The 16,339-nt window shown below is 71.8% G+C and carries 15 protein-coding genes and 1 pseudogene; 11 read left to right on the top strand and 5 right to left on the bottom strand.

Annotation, left to right across the window (positions count from 1 at the left end; genetic code table 11):
* Positions 1-72: 72 nt before the first annotated feature.
* Complete coding sequence (gene rox / locus ACFYQ6_RS25505) at positions 73-1,500, bottom strand: rifampin monooxygenase (protein ID WP_361574411.1); 1,428 nt, start codon at positions 1,498-1,500, stop codon at positions 73-75.
* Between the two features lie 500 nt (positions 1,501-2,000).
* Here rox and argC point away from each other — a divergent pair, with 500 nt between their 5' ends.
* The 5 genes from argC to ACFYQ6_RS25530 all read left to right on the top strand — a co-directional run bounded on the left by argC (position 2,001) and on the right by ACFYQ6_RS25530 (position 6,950).
* Entirely contained in the window at positions 2,001-3,029 is a 1,029-nt protein-coding gene (gene argC, locus ACFYQ6_RS25510) for an N-acetyl-gamma-glutamyl-phosphate reductase (protein ID WP_361574409.1), read from the top strand.
* A gap of 88 nt (positions 3,030-3,117) precedes the next feature.
* The gene (gene argJ, locus ACFYQ6_RS25515) at positions 3,118-4,272 is read left to right on the top strand and encodes a bifunctional glutamate N-acetyltransferase/amino-acid acetyltransferase ArgJ (protein WP_388765083.1); all 1,155 of its coding nucleotides are present in this window, start codon (positions 3,118-3,120) and stop codon (positions 4,270-4,272) included.
* Positions 4,269-5,195 carry an acetylglutamate kinase gene (gene argB / locus ACFYQ6_RS25520; protein ID WP_361574405.1) on the top strand — a complete coding sequence of 309 codons (927 nt, stop codon included), beginning with the start codon at positions 4,269-4,271 and terminating at the stop codon, positions 5,193-5,195. Before argJ ends, argB begins: the two co-directional genes overlap by 4 nt.
* Complete coding sequence (locus tag ACFYQ6_RS25525; protein ID WP_361574403.1) at positions 5,192-6,388, top strand: acetylornithine transaminase; 1,197 nt, start codon at positions 5,192-5,194, stop codon at positions 6,386-6,388. Before argB ends, ACFYQ6_RS25525 begins: the two co-directional genes overlap by 4 nt.
* A 25-nt stretch (positions 6,389-6,413) precedes the next feature.
* Positions 6,414-6,950 carry an arginine repressor gene (locus ACFYQ6_RS25530; protein ID WP_073751528.1) on the top strand — a complete coding sequence of 179 codons (537 nt, stop codon included), beginning with the start codon at positions 6,414-6,416 and terminating at the stop codon, positions 6,948-6,950.
* Between the two features lie 7 nt (positions 6,951-6,957).
* On the opposite strand, the gene ACFYQ6_RS25535 is transcribed toward ACFYQ6_RS25530, so the two are convergent.
* Together ACFYQ6_RS25535 and ACFYQ6_RS25540 are read right to left on the bottom strand one after the other, a co-directional pair.
* On the bottom strand, positions 6,958-7,659 hold the full coding sequence (locus ACFYQ6_RS25535; protein ID WP_388765086.1) for a L,D-transpeptidase: 702 nt from the start codon (positions 7,657-7,659) through the stop codon (positions 6,958-6,960).
* 64 nt (positions 7,660-7,723) lie between these two features.
* Positions 7,724-7,855: pseudogene (locus ACFYQ6_RS25540) on the bottom strand (pyridoxamine 5'-phosphate oxidase family protein); the annotation flags it as partial.
* Between the two features lie 251 nt (positions 7,856-8,106).
* Here ACFYQ6_RS25540 and argH point away from each other — a divergent pair.
* Positions 8,107-9,540, top strand: coding sequence for an argininosuccinate lyase (gene argH, locus ACFYQ6_RS25545; RefSeq protein ID WP_388765088.1), 1,434 nt, complete (start codon positions 8,107-8,109; stop codon positions 9,538-9,540).
* 63 nt (positions 9,541-9,603) lie between these two features.
* Entirely contained in the window at positions 9,604-10,575 is a 972-nt protein-coding gene (locus tag ACFYQ6_RS25550) for an aldo/keto reductase (protein ID WP_361574396.1), read from the top strand.
* Positions 10,576-10,658: 83 nt separating this feature from the next.
* Here ACFYQ6_RS25550 and ACFYQ6_RS25555 read toward each other — a convergent pair whose 3' ends face one another.
* Positions 10,659-11,159, bottom strand: a complete 501-nt coding sequence (locus tag ACFYQ6_RS25555; protein WP_388765091.1) for a hypothetical protein — start codon at positions 11,157-11,159, stop codon at positions 10,659-10,661.
* 96 nt (positions 11,160-11,255) lie between these two features.
* On the opposite strand from ACFYQ6_RS25555, the gene ACFYQ6_RS25560 reads away from it, so the two are divergent.
* Complete coding sequence (locus ACFYQ6_RS25560; protein WP_361574392.1) at positions 11,256-11,807, top strand: TetR/AcrR family transcriptional regulator; 552 nt, start codon at positions 11,256-11,258, stop codon at positions 11,805-11,807.
* Complete coding sequence (locus ACFYQ6_RS25565) at positions 11,804-13,351, top strand: MFS transporter (RefSeq protein ID WP_388765093.1); 1,548 nt, start codon at positions 11,804-11,806, stop codon at positions 13,349-13,351. The genes ACFYQ6_RS25560 and ACFYQ6_RS25565 overlap by 4 nt, the downstream gene beginning before the upstream one ends.
* 124 nt (positions 13,352-13,475) lie before the next feature.
* On the opposite strand, the gene ACFYQ6_RS25570 is transcribed toward ACFYQ6_RS25565, so the two are convergent.
* Entirely contained in the window at positions 13,476-14,147 is a 672-nt protein-coding gene (locus ACFYQ6_RS25570) for a lysophospholipid acyltransferase family protein (RefSeq protein ID WP_361574388.1), read from the bottom strand.
* 232 nt (positions 14,148-14,379) lie between these two features.
* Here ACFYQ6_RS25570 and ACFYQ6_RS25575 point away from each other — a divergent pair, with 232 nt between their 5' ends.
* Entirely contained in the window at positions 14,380-15,543 is a 1,164-nt protein-coding gene (locus ACFYQ6_RS25575; protein WP_361574386.1) for a glycerophosphodiester phosphodiesterase, read from the top strand.
* Between the two features lie 192 nt (positions 15,544-15,735).
* Positions 15,736-16,305 (top strand): sigma-70 family RNA polymerase sigma factor, encoded by a 570-nt coding sequence (locus tag ACFYQ6_RS25580; protein ID WP_361574384.1) that lies wholly within the window; start codon positions 15,736-15,738, stop codon positions 16,303-16,305.
* Positions 16,306-16,339 lie beyond the last annotated feature (34 nt).

The raw sequence follows: 16,339 nt of genomic DNA on the forward strand, positions 1-16,339 counted from the left end.
GACCGGCGGGCCCGGCCGGTTCCTCCGCCGCCCCGTGCTCCGAGGCGCCCGTACCCCCGGAAGCCCGCAGGGTCACACGGTGGCGGCGCCGAACCACCTGGGCAGGTGCCCGAGCAGGTCCTGCTGGTCCTCGCCCACCCACGCCACATGGCCGTCCGGCCGCAGGAGTACGGCGGGCGCGTCCAGTTCCTTGCTGCCGTCGACGACGTGGTCGACCCGGTCCGCCCAGCCCGCCACCGACAGCCGTCCCGCCGGGTCGAGCAGCAGCCCGCGCCCTTCGTGCATCAGCCCGTAGAGGCGACCCCGCTCCAGCTCGACGTCCCGGAGCCGCAGGCCCAGCAGTTCGTGGCCTTCCCCGAAGTCGTAGCGGATGCCGATGCCGATGATCTTCGAGATCACCTGCCGGTTCACCTCCTCGATCTCCATCAGCTCCGACATCAGCCGGCGCACCGCCCGGGGACCCGGCCGGTCGGACATGAGCTCCATCTGTGCACGGGTGTTGTCCAGTACGGCGGCGGCCACCGGGTGCCGTTCGGTGTGGTAGCTGTCCAGGAGCCCTTCGGGGGCCCAGCCGTTCACCTCGGCGGCCAGTTTCCAGCCCAGGTTGAACGCGTCCTGCACGCCCAGGTTGAGCCCCTGGCCGCCGGTCGGCGGGTGGATGTGCGCCGCGTCGCCGGCCAGCAGCACCCGGCCCGCCCGGTAACGCTCGGCGAGCCGGGTGGCGTCGCCGAACCGGGAGATCCAGCGTGGCGAGTGCACGCCGAAGTCGGTGCCCGCGAACGCCCGCAGCTGCGCCTTGAGTTCGTCGAGCGTGGGCGTGGCCGTACGGTCCTCGGCCACGCCCTCGGCGGGTACGACCACGCGGTACACCCCGTCCTTCAGGGGCGCGAAGCCGAACCGCTTCTGGGTCTTGCGCACCTCCGCCGTCGCGGCGGCCAGCGTCTCGGGCGGAACGGCCGCCTCCACCTCGCCGAGCAGGGTCTCGACCCTGGAGGGCTCACCGGGGAAGCCGATACCGAGCAGCTTGCGCACCGTGCTGCGCCCGCCGTCGCAGCCGACGAGGTACCGGGAGCGCAGCTGCGTGCCGTCGGCCAGTTCCACCTGTACCCCGTGGTCGTCCTGACTCAGCCCGGTCAGCTCGTGGCCCCGCAGGATCTCGGTGCCCAGTTCGGCGGCGCGCTCGGCCAGCAGCCGCTCGGTGACCTGCTGCGGGATGGCGAGAACGTAGGAATGCGCGGTGTCCAGCCGGTCGGGCCACTTGTCGCTGAGGCCGGCGAAGAAGCCACCGACCTCGAACTTCTTGCCGAGCGCGAGGAAGCGCTCCAGCAGGCCGCGCTGGTCCATCACCTCCACGCTGCGGGCGTGCAGGCCCTGCGCCCGGGACTGAACGGTCGGCTCCGTCTCCTTCTCCAGCACCAGCACCCGCACGCCGTGCAGCCGGAGCTCGCACGCCAGCATCAGGCCGGTCGGCCCGCCGCCTGCAACGATCACGTCGATCATGAAAACCCGCCCCATTCATCGCACTTGCTCTTCGGCCGGCCGCTCCGCGCGGCCCACGGGCGTACGCGCCGACGGTTTCCACCGGTGTCCCGCTGCCCTGACGAGACCGGTGCACCGACAAACCGCGCGTACGCCGCGAAACCCTGATTTCCGCAGGTTCCGGCTTCGAGCGGATATTCTGCGGCACCACCGGGGCCTTGCCGCAAGGCCCCCGGTGCGCTATATCTTGAGAGTGGCGAGGAGTGGGTGAGCTCCTTGCCCTTCTTTTTTTCGCCCGTCCCCCTCCCTTTCGTCCGCGCCCCTCCTCGCCGTGGCCTCGCGCCTGGCCGTCGCGCGATCGGCGACGGCGGACTTCTTCCGGCGGGCTCCTCCCTCGACCCGGGCCCTGGGCGGCTGGCTCCCTCCCGTGTACTCCCAGGCCGCAGGCGCATGCCCTTGAAACTCTTTGCATAAAACTGCATAGGTGCGTATAGTCATGCCATCGACAAGGAGGCTTTCCGATGGTGGTACGTGCGGCAGTGGCAGGAGCGAGCGGATACGCCGGCGGGGAACTGCTCCGCCTGCTCCTCACCCACCCCCAGGTCGAGATCGGCGCCCTCACCGCCCACACCAACGCCGGAGAGCGGCTCGGCGCCCTGCAGCCGCATCTGAGGCCGCTCGCGGACCGCGTTCTCCAGCCGACCACCGCCGAGGTGCTCGGCGGGCACGACGTCGTCTTCCTGGCCCTCCCGCACGGGCAGTCCGCCGCCGTCGCCGAGCAGCTCGGCGACGATGTGTTGGTCGTGGACATGGGGGCCGACTTCCGGCTGAAGGACGCCGCCGACTGGGAGAAGTTCTACGGCTCCCCGCACGCGGGTACCTGGCCCTACGGCCTGCCCGAGCTCCCCGGGGCCCGCGCGGCGCTGGAGGGGACCAAACGCATCGCGGTGCCCGGCTGCTACCCGACCGCCGTGTCCCTCGCGCTCTTCCCGGCCTACGCCGCAGGGCTCGCCGAGCCCGAGGCCGTCGTCGTCGCCGCGTCCGGCACCTCCGGGGCGGGCAAGGCGCTGAAGCCGCACCTGCTCGGCTCCGAGGTCATGGGCAACATGACCCCGTACGGCGTCGGAGGCGGACACCGGCACACCCCCGAGATGATGCAGAACCTCGGTGCCGCCGCCGGTGAACCCGTCACCGTCTCCTTCACCCCGACCCTCGCGCCCATGCCCCGCGGCATCCTCGCCACGTGCAGCGCCAAGGCGAAGCCCGGGGTGAGCGGCGGGTCGCTGCGGGCGGTGTACGAGAAGGCCTTCGCCGACGAGCCGTTCGTCGACCTGCTGCCGGAGGGCCGGTGGCCCTCCACCGCGGCCGTGTACGGCTCGAACGCCGTGCAGATCCAGGTCGCCCACGACGAGACGGCCGGGCGGATCGTCGTGATCAGCGCCATCGACAACCTCGCCAAGGGCACCGCCGGCGGCGCCCTGCAGAGCATGAACATCGCCCTCGGACTCCCCGAGGACACCGGTCTTTTCACGATCGGAGTCGCTCCTTGAGCGGCTCACACGCGGCCGCCGGGCCGCGGGCAACGAAGGAAACCGCGCCGCTGGGATGCGCGGGCGGAGAAGCGAACGAGGAGATGCAGTGAGCGTCACGGCACCCAAGGGATTCACGGCGGCGGGGATCGCCGCCGGGATCAAGGAGAGCGGTAATCCGGATCTGGCCCTCGTGGTCAACCACGGCCCCCGCCGCGCCGCCGCGGGCGTCTTCACCTCCAACCGGGTCAAGGCCGCGCCCGTCCTCTGGTCCGAACAGGTGCTGAAGGGCGGCGAGGTGACCGCCGTCGTCCTCAACTCCGGTGGCGCCAACGCCTGTACGGGCCCCAAGGGCTTCCAGGACACCCACGCGACCGCCGAGAAGGCAGCCGAGGCCCTCGGCGGTCACAGCGCGGGCGAGATCGCCGTGGCGTCCACCGGGCTGATCGGCGTGCTCCTGCCCATGGACAAGCTCCTGCCGGGCATCGAGAAGGCCGCACAGGCCCTCAGCGAGCACGGCGGTGAGAAGGCCGCCATCGCGATCAAGACCACGGACACCGTGCACAAGACCGCCGTCGCGGGCGGCGAGGGCTGGACGGTCGGCGGCATGGCGAAGGGCGCGGGCATGCTCGCCCCCGGCCTCGCCACCATGCTCGTCGTCCTCACCACCGACGCCGACGTGGAGGCACCCGCTCTCGACACCGCGCTGCGCGCCGCCACCCGCACCACCTTCGACCGGGTCGACTCCGACGGCTGCATGTCGACCAACGACACCGTGCTGCTGCTCGCCTCGGGTGCGAGCGGAACCACCCCCGCGCAGGCCGATTTCGAGCAGGCCGTGCAGAGCGTCTGCGCCGACCTCGCCCGCCAGTTGATCGGCGACGCCGAGGGCGCGTCCAAGGACATCCGGATCGAGGTGATCAACGCGGCGACCGAGGACGACGCCGTCGAGGTCGGCCGGAGCATCGCCCGCAACAACCTCCTGAAGTGCGCCATCCACGGCGAGGACCCCAACTGGGGCCGCGTCCTTTCCGCGATCGGCACCACGCGGGCCGCCTTCGACCCCGACCAGCTCAACGTCGCCATCAACGACGTCTGGGTGTGCAAGAACGGCGGCGTCGGCGAGGACCGCGACCTGGTCGACATGCGCTACCGGGAGGTCCGCATCACCGCGGACCTCGCCGCCGGCGACGAGTCGGCCGTGATCTGGGCCAACGACCTCACCGCCGAGTACGTCCACGAGAACAGCGCGTACAGCTCATGAGCGCCGCGAGGAAGCACACCGCGCTGCCCAAGGCCCAGATCCTCATCGAGGCGCTGCCCTGGCTCACCCGGCACAACGGCAAGACCGTCGTCATCAAGTTCGGCGGCAACGCCATGATCGACGACGAGCTGAAGGCGGCCTTCGCCCAGGACGTCGTCTTCCTGCGGCACGCCGGCCTCAAGCCCGTCGTCGTGCACGGCGGCGGCCCGCAGATCAGCGCCCAGCTCGACAAGCAGGGCCTGGTCAGCGAGTTCAAGGCCGGGCTGCGTGTGACCACCCCCGAGGCCATGGACGTCGTACGCATGGTGCTCGCCGGGCAGGTCCAGCGTGAGCTCGTCGGGCTGCTCAACCAGCACGGCCCGCTCGCCGTCGGAATGACCGGCGAGGACGCGCACACGATCACCGCCACCCAGCACCGCCCCGTCATCGACGGCGAGGCCGTCGACATCGGCCGGGTCGGCGAGATCACCGCCATCGACACCGGGGCGATCCAGGCGCTGCTGGACGACGGCCGGATCCCGGTCATCTCCTCCATCGCGCGCTCCGCCGAGGACAACCACGTCTACAACGTCAACGCCGACACCGCCGCCGCCGCACTCGCCGCCGCGCTGGGCGCCGAGACGCTGATGGTCCTCACCGACGTCGAGGGGCTCTACGAGGACTGGCCGAACAGCGACGACGTCATCAGCCGTCTCACCGCCACCGAGCTGGAGAAGCTGCTGCCCGACCTCTCCAGCGGCATGGTCCCCAAGATGCAGGGCTGCCTACACGCCGTACGCAACGGGGTCGAGACCGCCCGCGTCATCGACGGCCGGGTCCAGCACTCGATCCTGCTGGAGATCTTCACCGACGAGGGAATCGGCACGATGGTCGTGCCCGACGCAACAGCCGCGGCACAGCCCGGCGCCGAGGGGGAGTCATGAGCAACGAGGAGATCACACAGCGCTGGCAGGGCGCGCTGATGGACAACTACGGCACCCCGCAGCTCCCCCTGGTGCGCGGCGAGGGCGCCCGCGTGTGGGACGCGGACGGCACCGGCTACCTCGACTTCGTCGGTGGCATCGCGGTCAACGCGCTCGGCCACGCCCACCCCGCGGTGGTCGAAGCGGTGTCCACGCAGATCGCCTCCCTCGGCCACGTCTCCAACCTCTACACCGCCGAGCCGCCCGTCGCGCTCGCCGAGCGGCTCCTCCAGCTCTTCGGCCGCAAGGGCAGGGTCTACTTCTGCAACTCCGGCGCCGAGGCCAACGAGGCGGCCTTCAAGATCGGCCGGCTGACCGGGCGCACGCACATGGTCGCCACCGACGGCGGCTTCCACGGCCGCACCATGGGCAGCCTCGCCCTGACCGGCCAGCCCGCCAAGCGCACCCCCTTCCTGCCGCTGCCCGGCGACGTCACGCACGTGCCGTACGGCGACATCGAGGCGCTCCGGACCGCGGTGACCACCGACACCGCGCTGCTGATCATCGAGCCGATGCAGGGCGAGAACGGTGTCGTCGTGCCGCCCGCGGGCTATCTGGAGGCCGCCAGGGAGATCACCCGGGCCACCGGCACCCTGCTCGTCCTGGACGAGGTGCAGACCGGGATCGGACGCTGCGGCCACTGGTTCGAGCACCAGGCCCACCAGAGCGTCGAGCCCGACGTGGTCACGCTCGCCAAGGGGCTCGGCGGCGGACTGCCGATCGGCGCCACCGTGGCGTTCGGCGCCACCGCCGACCTGCTGAAGCCCGGTCAGCACGGCACGACGTTCGGCGGCAACCCGGTCGCCTGCGCCGCCGGCCTCGCCGTACTGGACACGCTCGCCGCCGACGGCATCCTGGACGACGTGAAGCGGCTGGGCGAGCGGATCAGGGACGGCGTCGAGGGGCTGGGGCACCCGTTGGTCTCCCACGTCCGCGGCTCCGGACTGCTGCTGGGTATCGTGCTCACCGGCCCCCTCGCACCGAAGGTGCAGCAGGCGGCTCAGGGAGCCGGACTCCTGGTGAACGCGCCCGCCCCCGACGTCGTACGGCTCATGCCGCCGCTGATCATCGGTGACGCCGAGGTGGACGAGTTCCTGCGGATTCTGCCGGGAGCCCTCGACGCGGCTTACGGGGACGGACGATCCGGGGAGTGACGATCCGGAGAATGAGGCGACGACGATGACCGAGGCACAGGACACCGATCACGGCGGGCCGTCGGTGCCGCAGACCCGCACGGCACGCCACCGCAGGATCGTGGACATCCTGAACCGGCAGCCGGTGCGCTCCCAGAGCCAGCTGGCCAGGCTCCTGTCCGACGACGGGCTGAGCGTCACCCAGGCGACGCTCTCGCGCGACCTGGACGAGCTGGGTGCGGTGAAGATCCGCAACACCGGCGGCGAGCTGATCTACGCAGTGCCGAGCGAGGGCGGCTTCCGCACCCCGCAGGCGCCCCTCGGAGGCTCGGCGAAGGAGGAGCGGATGCGCAGGCTCTCCGCGGAGCTGCTCATCTCCGCCGAGGCCTCCGCCAACCTCGTGGTGCTGCGCACGCCTCCGGGCGCCGCCCAGTTCCTCGCCTCGGCCATCGACCAGGCCGAACTCCAGGCGATCCTCGGCACGATCGCGGGTGACGACACGCTGATGCTGATCAGCCGTGACCCGAACGGGGGTCAGGCGCTGGCCGACCACCTGCTGCGACTGGCCCAGAACGACCGCTGACAGGTCCTCAGTAGAGGGTGATCGCAGTCGGTCCGGACGCCGTCCCGACCGCGATGTGCGGACGGCGTACCGGATCGGCCCAGGCCAGGATCCGGTCCATGGCGACCGCCGGCACGGACACACAGCCGGCGGTCGCGCCCTTTCCGTCGACGTGGAGGAAGATCCCGGCGCCCCTGCCGCGCTCCGGCCGGTGGTAGTTGAAGCCGACGACGAGCGCACGGGCGTACTGCGCGCGGTAGGTGATCAGATGCTCGGCCTCGTCGGCCCGGCAGTCGGCGGGGCGCGGCTCCACCCAGCGGTTGTACGCGGTGGAGGCGTTGTCCTGGCACCACCACGAGGCGTCGGTGACCCGGCGGTACGGGTACCGGGTTCCGGGCGCCGCGGCCTCGGTCCCGAAGGCGTACGGCAGGTCGTAGAGCCCCGTGGGCGTGGTGTTCGTGCCCTGCGTACGGGTCCTGCCCTCGGCGAGCCCGTTCGCCCCGAAGCGCGCGGGCGCCGAGCCCGCCGCCACCCAGCCGCCCGGACGCAGGTCCCACCAGGTGACGGTTCCCGTGGTGGAGTCCGTGCCGGGAGCCTCGGCGGTGATGAGCTGGGTGCCGCCGCCCGTGTCGGTCAGCCGCTCGGGAAGGGGCGGCGGTGCGGCGGGCCGCGCCGCGAGCGAACCGGCCAGAGCCAGCAGGACCGACACGGTCACCAGGAGTCTGCGCATGCTCCGGACCGTACGGCGCACGGCGCGGCGCCCCCACCGCGCCTGCTCCGTACGGCCCAGCGCCTTACTCCGAGAACGGGGCGGGCAGGGCGGGGAGAGGGAGGGGGAGTCCCGGCAGGCCGTCGATGCTGGTGCCGATGCCGGACTTCTTCTCGAAGTACCGGCTCAGGCTGGAGTCGTCCTCGCGCCTGAAGCGGTCCGGCCTTGCGCGCGGGGCGTCGGCGGCGACACGGACGACGGGAGGCACCGGATCGTCCAGCAGCGGTTCCAGCCACGGTGGGACCGTACGGCGCCGATCGTGGAGGCGGGAGTGCCTCCCGCCCCAGTGATTTCCGGTGGCGGACCAGCAGCTTTGACAAAGCATGCAGACCCTTGCATAGTTATGCCATTACTGGTCGCGCGCCGTGAGGCGGACGCACACCCCCTTGCACTCCCGAGGAGCACGCAGTGAGCAACGGCACCGGAAACAGCGACGTACGGCTCTGGGGCGGCCGTTTCGCCGACGGTCCGGCCGAGGCGCTGGCCAAGCTGTCCGCGTCCGTCCACTTCGACTGGCGGCTCGCGCCGTACGACATCGCCGGCTCCCGTGCCCACGCGCGCGTGCTCAGCAAGGCAGGGCTGCTGACCGACGACGAGCTGGCCCGCATGCTCGAAGGGTTGGACTCGCTGGAGGCCGCCGTCGCCGACGGCACGTTCACCGGAACCATCGCCGACGAGGACGTCCACACCGCGCTGGAGCGTGGCCTCCTGGAGCGCCTCGGCCCCGACCTCGGCGGGAAGCTGCGGGCGGGCCGGTCCCGTAACGACCAGGTCGCCACGCTCTTCCGGATGTACCTGCGCGACCACGCCCGGATCATCGGCGGCCTGATCGCCGAGCTCCAGGACGCGCTGGTCGGGCTCGCCGAGGCGCACCCCGACGTGGCCATGCCGGGCCGCACGCACCTCCAGCACGCCCAGCCCGTCCTCTTCGCCCACCACGTCCTGGCGCACGTGCAGCCGCTGTCCCGGGACGCCGAGCGGCTGCGGCAGTGGGACGAGCGGACGGCCGTGTCCCCGTACGGCTCCGGCGCCCTGGCCGGCTCCTCCCTCGGGCTGGACCCGGAGGCGGTCGCCGCGGACCTCGGATTCGAGCGGGGCTCCGTGGGCAACTCGATCGACGGCACCGCGTCACGTGACTTCGTCGCCGAGTTCGCCTTCATCACCGCGATGATCGGCGTCAACCTCTCCCGGATCGCCGAGGAGATCATCATCTGGAACACGAAGGAGTTCTCCTTCGTCACCCTGCACGACGCGTTCTCCACCGGCTCCTCGATCATGCCGCAGAAGAAGAACCCGGACATCGCCGAGCTCGCACGCGGCAAGTCCGGCCGGCTCGTCGGCAACCTGACCGGGCTGATGGCGACCCTGAAGGCCCTGCCGCTCGCGTACAACCGCGACCTCCAGGAGGACAAGGAGCCCGTCTTCGACTCCTGCGACCAGCTGGAGGTCCTGCTGCCGGCCTTCACCGGGATGATGGCCACGCTCACCGTCAACCGCGAGCGCATGGAGGAGCTGGCCCCGGCAGGCTTCTCGCTCGCCACGGACATCGCCGAGTGGCTGGTCAAGCAGGGTGTGCCGTTCCGTGTGGCCCACGAGGTCGCGGGGGAGTGCGTGAAGGTCTGCGAACAGCAGGGCATCGAGCTCGACGAGCTGACGGACGAGCAGTTCGCGAAGATCTCCGAGCACCTCACCCCGGAGGTGCGCACCGTGCTGAACGTGCCCGGCGCGCTGGCCTCCCGGAACGGGCGCGGCGGGACGGCCCCCTCGGCCGTCGCCGTCCAGCTGGCCGAGGTGAAGGCCGACCTGGTGACGCAGCACGCCTGGGCGACCGCGCGCGGCTGATTCGCAGGCATCGCGGGCTACGTTGACGGGAAGGCGTTCGGAACCGACCCAGAGGAGCCCGCGATGCCCTTCGCCCGCCTGAACCGAGCGACCACCCCGACCTCCCACATCGGGCTCGGCCTGGCCGCCGTCGGCAGGCCCGGCTACATCACCCCGCACCGTGACCGGGACCTGCCCGGCGACCGCAGCGCCGACGCCCTGCGCGCCCGCACCCATGAACTCCTGGACGCCGCCTACGCGCAGGGTGTCCGTTACATCGACGCGGCCCGCTCCTACGGCGGTGCCGAGGAGTTCCTGGCGGACTGGCTCGGCGCCCGCCCCGATGTGACGGACGTGGTCATCGGCAGCAAATGGGGTTACACCTACACCGCCGACCGGCGCAGCGACGCCGAGGCGCACGAGGTCAAGGACCACAGCCTGGCCGCGTTCGAACGGCAGCACGCCGAGTCGGCCGAACTGCTCGGGGACCGGCTCGACCTCTACCAGATCCACTCGGTGACGGCCGACAGCCCCGCGCTGAGCGACAAGGACCTGCACGCCCGGCTCGCCGAACTCGCGACCCGGGGCACCACCATCGGCTTCTCGGCGAGCGGGCCCGCCCAGGCGGACGCCATCCGGTCCGCCCTGGCCGTGACCGTCGACGGCGAGCCCCTCTTCCGTACGGTCCAGGCGACCTTCAACGCCCTGGAGACCTCCGCCGGGCCCGCGCTCGCGGAGGCCCATGACGCGGGGCTCACCGTGATCGTCAAGGAAGCCATGGCCAACGGCCGGCTCGCCGGGACCGAGGCGCCCGCCGTCCTCCGGGAGATCGGCGCCGAGGCGGGACTGGACGCGGACGCCGTCGCCCTGGCGCTCGTGCTCCACCAGCCGTGGGCCGGAGTCGTCCTGTCCGGCGCGGCGACGGTCACGCAGCTGGCCGCCAACCTGCACGCGCCGCTCCTCGACCTGGACGCCGGCCGGCTGGACAGGCTGGCCGCGCTGGTGGAGGAGCCGGAGGCGTACTGGCGTCACCGGGCCGCACTGCCCTGGAGCTGACGGCCGGGCCCGGGGGACGGACCAACGGCGCTGGGCCCGTACAGGCGGGACAGGAGGCGGGCCCGCCGTGTCGCGGGTCCGGGTCACGCCCAGTCCGCGAGCGCCTCGAAGTCCGACCGCACCAGCCCCACCCAGGGGTCGATCCGCCGGAGCAGGGCACGGCCCGGGTGGTGCGCCGCGACCCACTCCACGTCCGGCGCGGCGATCTCGTCGTCGATCCAGGCGAAGGGCCTGCCGTCCGCGTACTCGACGACGTACCGCGTCTTCCAGTACGTCCCGTCCGCCGTCATCGCGTGCATCGCGGGCCAGTCGACGTACGGCAGCGGCGGCAGTCCGAGGCGCGGGCCGACCCACTCGTTGGCCTCGTCCTTCCAGGTGGTCGCCCACACGAGCTCGTACCGGCCGGCGAGCGCCAGCAACTCCTCGCCGTGCCCGGGGCTGAGCAGGACGGGCAGCGGCACCCCCGCCTTCCACCCCGTCGGCCGCATCCGGTGGAGCAGATAGCCCTGCGGCGGCGCGGGGCGGGCCAGTGCCGCGTACGGGTTGAGCGGACCGTCGATGTCGATCAGCAGCAGCGGCTTCATCCCGTCATGGTGCCTCCTGATCCTCCAAGCTCCGAGGCGTTACGCGCGGGCCGGTCCAGTGGGACGTTCATGTCTCATATGGTCTAGTGTCGTCTCATGACTCTTGATCGTGAGCAGGTGCTGCGGAGCGCCGCCGCGCTGCTGACCCGCAGATCGACCGCGACCATGGACGAGGTCGCCAGGGCCGCCGGGATCGGCCGCGCCACCCTGCACCGGCACTTCGCCGGCCGGGACGCCCTCGTGGGAGCGCTGGAAGATCTCGGGATCCGGGAGTTCGAAGCCGCCCTGGAGGCCGCCGGGCTCGACGAGGGCAGCGCCGAGGACGCTCTGCGACGCCTGATCACGGCCGTCGAGCCCAGCGCGGGACTGCTGTCCTTCCTCGTCACGGAGAACCAGCTCTTCGAGGGCGACGACGTCAACGAGGGCTGGAACCGCCTCGACGCCCGAGTCTCCGCCTTCTTCCGACGCGGACAGGAGCGCGGCGAGTTCCGGATCGACCTGACCCCGGCATGGCTGACCGAGGCACTGTACGGCCTGATCAGCAGCTGCGCGTGGTCGGTGCAGACGGGGCGGGTCGCCGCCCAGGACTTCCCCTACATGGTCGTCGAGTTGCTGCTGGGCGGCGCACGCCGGAGCGTGGAGAAATGAGCAGCACCTCTCAGCACGCGGGCGTCACGGGCGATCCCCACCATCCGGGCCGGTGGATCGCCCTCACCGTGCTCGTCCTGGCCGTGCTGCTGGTCGCCGTGGACGCCACCGTCCTGGGCCTGGCCACGCCGTTCCTCAGCGAGGACCTCGAACCGACCGGCACCCAACTGCTGTGGATCGGCGACGTCTACTCCTTCGTCATCGCCGGACTCCTGGTCTCCATGGGCAGCCTCGGCGACCGCATCGGCCGTAAGAAACTGCTGCTGACCGGTGCCACGGCCTTCGGGGCGGTCTCCGTGCTCAACGCCTACGCGACGAGCCCCGAGATGATGATCGTGGCCAGGGCCCTGCTCGGTGTCGCGGGCGCCACGCTGATGCCGTCCACGCTCGCCCTGATCCGCAACCTCTTCCACGACCCGCGGGAACGCAGTCTCGCCGTCGGCATCTGGGGCGCGATGGCCGCGGCGGGCGCCGCCGTCGGCCCGGTCGTGGGAGGCCTCCTGCTGGAGCACTTCTGGTGGGGGTCGGTCTTCCTGATCAACCTGCCCGTGATGGCGGTCCTCGTCGCCGTGGGCATCAAGATGATCCCCGAGTCGAAGAACCCGGCGCCGGGCCCCTGGGACCTGCTCAGCGTGGGGCTCTCCCTGGTCGGAATGATCGGCATCGTGTACGCGATCAAGGAGGCCGCGGCCCACGGGGTGAGCTGGGGGACCGGCGTGGCGGCCGTCGGCGGTGCGGGAGCGCTCACCTGGTTCGTACGCCGCCAGCTGAAGCTGCCGGCCCCTCTGCTGGACATGCGGCTCTTCCACCACCGCGGTTTCTCCGGAGCGGTCCTCGCCGACCTCCTGACCATCCTCGGCCTGTCCGGGATCGTCTTCTTCCTCTCCCAGTTCCTCCAGCTGGTCCAAGGCAGGGGACCACTCGAGGCGGGGCTCGCCGAACTGCCCGCGGCCGTCGGCGCGGTGACGGCCGGGCTGCTGGCCGGGAGGGTCGCACGCCGCTACTCGGTGCGTTCCGTGGTCGCCGTGGGGCTGGGGGCCATCGGCGTGTCGCTGGCGGTGGTCACACTGATCCACAAGGAGACCGGCTATCCCCTGATCGGGGTCCTGCTCCTCGTGGTGGGCGTCGGCGCCGGCTTCGCCTTCACCGTGACCTCCGACGTCATCCTCTCCAGCGTCCCGAAGGAGCAGGCGGGCTCGGCGTCGGCGGTGTCCGAGACGGCGTACGAACTCGGCGCCGCCCTCGGCATCGCGCTGCTCGGATCCATCGTCACGGGGGTCTACCGGGGCTTCGGAACACCCGAGGGCATCCCCGCCGCAGCCGAGGCCGCGGCCCACGAGTCGCTGGGCGGTGCCGTGGAGACGGCGGAACACCTGCCGGCGCACCAGGGGAGCGAACTCGTCGTCGCGGCCCAGGAGGCCTTCGTCAACGGGCTGCGGGTGTCGGCGGCGGTCGGGGCCGTGGTCCTCCTCGCGACCGCCGTGGCCGCGTGGTTCATGCTGCGCGGCCAGCGGCTGGAGGACGGCATCATCCCCGACGAGTGAACCGCCCGGGAGCACGCGTGAGGCAGCGCCGGCCTGCCCCCGGGAGGGCGGAAGCGGCGGGCCCGGACGCACGAGTGGCCCGGCGCGTGATCGCGCCGGGCCACTCGAAGAACACTCGTACGGCTCAGGCGGCCTTGGCCTTCGTGGCGTACATGTCGACGTACTCCTGGCCGGACAGCCGCATGACCTCGGCCATCACCGAGTCCGTCACCGCCCGCAGCACGTAGCGGTCGCGGTCCATGCCCTCGTAGCGGGAGAACTCCATCGGCTCGCCGAAACGGACCGTGACCTTGCCCGGGCGGGGCAGGCCGGCGCCGCCCGGCTGCAGCTTGTCCGTGCCGATCATCGCGAACGGCACCACCGGCGCGCCCGTCATCAGGGTCAGCCGCGCGATCCCTGTGCGGCCCCGGTAGAGACGGCCGTCGGGGGAGCGGGTGCCCTCGGGGTAGATCGCGAAGGCCTTGCCCTCCTCCAGGACCCGGCGGCCCGTCATCAGCGCCGCGACACCGCCGCGCCCGCCGTCGCGGTCCACCGGAATCATCCCGCAGCCCGTGAAGAACCAGGCCATCAGCCGTCCCTTGACGCCCTTGCCGGTCACGTACTCGTCCTTGCCGATGTAGAACACCGGCCGGTCGCAGCAGATCGGCATGATCATCGAGTCGATGAAGGTCAGGTGATTCCCCGCGAGAATGACCGGACCCGTCCCCGGGATGTTCTCCACGCCCTCCACGCTGGGCCGGAAGAGCAGCCGCAGGATCGGTCCGAGCACTGCCTTGATGACCGTGAGTCGGGACAACGCGTCCTCCGGTTTCGTGGCCGGGCGGCCGGGGCGGGAATTCGTGAGGGTCTGTGCAGGTGAGGACGATACTCGCGGGTACCGCCTCCGCGCACATCGGGTTCACCGAGCCGATACGCAGTGTTGACGTGTGTTTCCGCCATGTTCGTCCACAGGCCGCCCCGCCGATGGCGTAGCTGCCTACGATCAAGCCTGCCCCGAAGGTGCGGGACATCACATGCGAGGAGCATTCATGACAGAGCGCGCGCAGACTGCACCCGGTCGGCGGACACTCCTGGGGGCCGCGGTCCTCGGGACGGCCGCCCTCGGAGTGCCCGGCACCGCGAACGCCGCCGCGAGCAGTGGGTCCGGTGCGCGGAGCGGCAGGCACGGCTCCTACCGGGACCTGCCCGTGCCCACCGTCATCGGCCACCGGGGAGCCAGCGGCTACCGGCCGGAGCACACCCTCGGCTCCTACCAGCTGGCCCTGGACATGGGCGCGCACATCGTGGAGCAGGACCTCGTGCCGACCAAGGACGGCCACCTCGTCTGCCGCCACGAGAACGACATCACCGGGACCACGGACGTCGCCGACCACCCCGAGTTCGCGAGCCGCCGGACGACCAAGAAGGTCGACGGCGTGTCGCTCACCGGCTGGTTCACCGAGGACTTCACCCTCGCCGAGCTGAAGACCCTGCGGGCCGAGGAGCGCATCCCCGGCACCCGCCAGGAGAACACCCTGTACGACGGCCGCTGGCAGATCCCCACCTTCGAGGAGGTCCTGCGCTGGGCCGACGAGGAGGGCCGCAAGCGGGGCGAGCCCGTCTGGCTCTACGTCGAGACCAAGCACCCCTCCTACTTCAGGGGCCTCGGGCTGGGCCTGGAGGAGCCGCTCGCCCGGCTGCTGCGCCGCCACGGCCGCCACCGCGCGAACTCCCCGCTCATCCTCCAGTCCTTCGAGCCGAGCTCCATGCAGCGGCTGTCGAAGCTCGTGTCCACCCCTCGTGTGGTCCTGCTGTCCGGACCGAAGGAGCGGCCCTGGGACTTCGTGGAGGCGGGCGACCCGCGCACGGTCGCGGACCTGGTGAAGCCCGCGGGGCTGAAGTGGATCGCCTCCTTCGCCCAGGGCATCGGCCCGACGCTGGACCTGGTCATACCCAAGGACGCGGCGGGGCGGCTGACCACCCCCACCACGCTGGTCGCGGACGCGCACGCGCGGGACCTCGTCCTGCACCCCTACACACTGCGCAACGAGAACGCCTTCCTGCCCGCCGACTTCCGGCGCGGCACCGACCCGAACGCGTACGGCGACGCGTTCGGCGCCCTGCGGGCCTACTTCGACGCGGGCATCGACGGGATCTTCTCCGACAACCCGGACACCGCGCTGCTCGCGGCGGCCGACTTCACCAAGGCCTGAGAGCCCGCGGTGCCGCCGGGTGCGGTTCCGGGCCGCCCCGGGACCGCTCGGCAGGCGTCGGTCACCCGGTGAGCCCTGCCGGACGGTTCCCGGGCCCGTCCGGCAGGCGTCAGCCACCCGGCCGGGATGCCCCGGTCGGGTGGAGCTCCCCGTACGCGGCAACCGGCCGCGCGCGGGAAGCGTTGACGGGGCATGACTCTTCTTGATCATGCTCCGAGCGTCCTGGCCGGCAGGGCGGAGGACGGCGGGCGGGCCCTCGTGCGCGCCCTGCACGCACTCGTGCGGGCCGAGGCCGGAGCCGAGGCGCATGCCGCGGGCGTGGAAGCCGCCGACCTGGAACAGGCGGTATGGGTGCGGCTGCTGGAGCGCCCGACCGGTCCCGGCCTTCCGGCGGACCCGGCCCGCCGGGTCCGCGCCGCGGTGCGGGCCGAGGTCCGCGCCGCCCGCCGCAGGGCCCGGCGGGAAAGCTCCTACGCGAGAGGCGAGTCCCCGGGCGACTGGGCCGGCTGTCCCGAACGCCTCGCCCTCGGAGCCGCCGAACGCCGGGCGCTGCGCACCGCGGTGAACCGGCTGCCCGGCAGGTGCCCGCGCTTACTGGAGGCGATGCTGGCGCCCCACGATCCGACGTACCGGGAAATCGCAGGGGAGTTGGGTATGTCACAGGGCAGTTTGGGTCCTATGCGTTCCCGATGCCTTGGATGTCTGCGCAGAATGCTCGCGGCGGAGGTTGTAGCTCCTGAACTGCGGGGAAAGGAGCGGTAGACAACCGGCGGACCAGGTGAGCGGGAGGCATGCA

This window comes from Streptomyces sp. NPDC005494, from assembly GCF_042872025.1.
Taxonomy (GTDB): Bacteria; Actinomycetota; Actinomycetes; order Streptomycetales; family Streptomycetaceae; genus Streptomyces.